2 protein-coding genes are annotated in these 864 nt (G+C 44.4%); both read left to right on the top strand.

Annotated features, from left to right (window positions below):
• A partial coding sequence (locus tag A3757_RS23185) for a carboxy terminal-processing peptidase (RefSeq protein WP_197470257.1) occupies positions 1–624 on the top strand: 624 nt, incomplete at its 5' end.
• Between the two features lie 52 nt (positions 625–676).
• On the top strand, positions 677–864 hold a 188-nt coding region (locus A3757_RS23180; protein ID WP_156506514.1), incomplete at its 3' end, for a hypothetical protein.

Genomic DNA, 864 nt, shown 5'->3' with positions numbered 1-864 from the left:
GGTACACCAACATTCGGCAAAGGGACTGTACAAGCAGTTCGCCCACTTAACCATGGCCAGTTAAAAATAACACAAGCCAAGTTTTATAGAATCTCTGGCGCTAGCACCCAGCACAAAGGCGTTGTCCCGGATATTATTTTACCTGACACCATTGATACTTCGAAAGTAGGTGAAGATGCCCTGGATCACGCACTTGAGTGGGACTCCATTGCTTCAGCCAAATTTAGCAAGGTGGGCGCCTTGAGCCCGCTTAGCCAAAAACTAGCCGAGAGCCATATCACACGTATTACACAACATCCTGAATACGTACTTTTGTTAGAAGAAATAGAATTACTAGAATCTCAGCGCGGTATAGAAAAAGTAACGATTAACGAACAAAAACGAAAAACCGAAGACGAAGCCTTCGACAAGGCACGCTTGGACTTACTTAACAAGCGCCGCCGACTTGAACAAAAGCCAGAATTTGAATCTCTTCAGGCCTGGCGTGACAGCGAAGATGAAAAGCCTATTGAAACAGACAAAGCACAAGAACCAGACTTTATCGTTGAGGAAAGTGCTGAAGTCTTATTAGACTTTATTTCTTTACAGCAAGTTAGCGCGAATGCCTTAGCCAATGCTCTTTAGCAATAGAGCTTGATTCGGTAACACTCGACACTGATATAGCGTGGCACGACATATGAGCGAGAAAAACTCTGAAAAGCCCAAGTCAGATGAAAAAAAGTCTGCAAACTCTCGCTCCAAGAGTGAAAAAACTGAACCTTGGGTGTCTGAAGAGTCTATCAGTAACTTTTTAGGGCGTGTTTCAGGTGCAACCACGAGCGCCTTCAAGTTCGCTAAGAAAACTGGCGGCACGTCCTATAAAGT

The organism is Oleiphilus sp. HI0117, from assembly GCF_001635235.1.
This window is presented reverse-complemented; position numbering and strand designations above follow the sequence as displayed.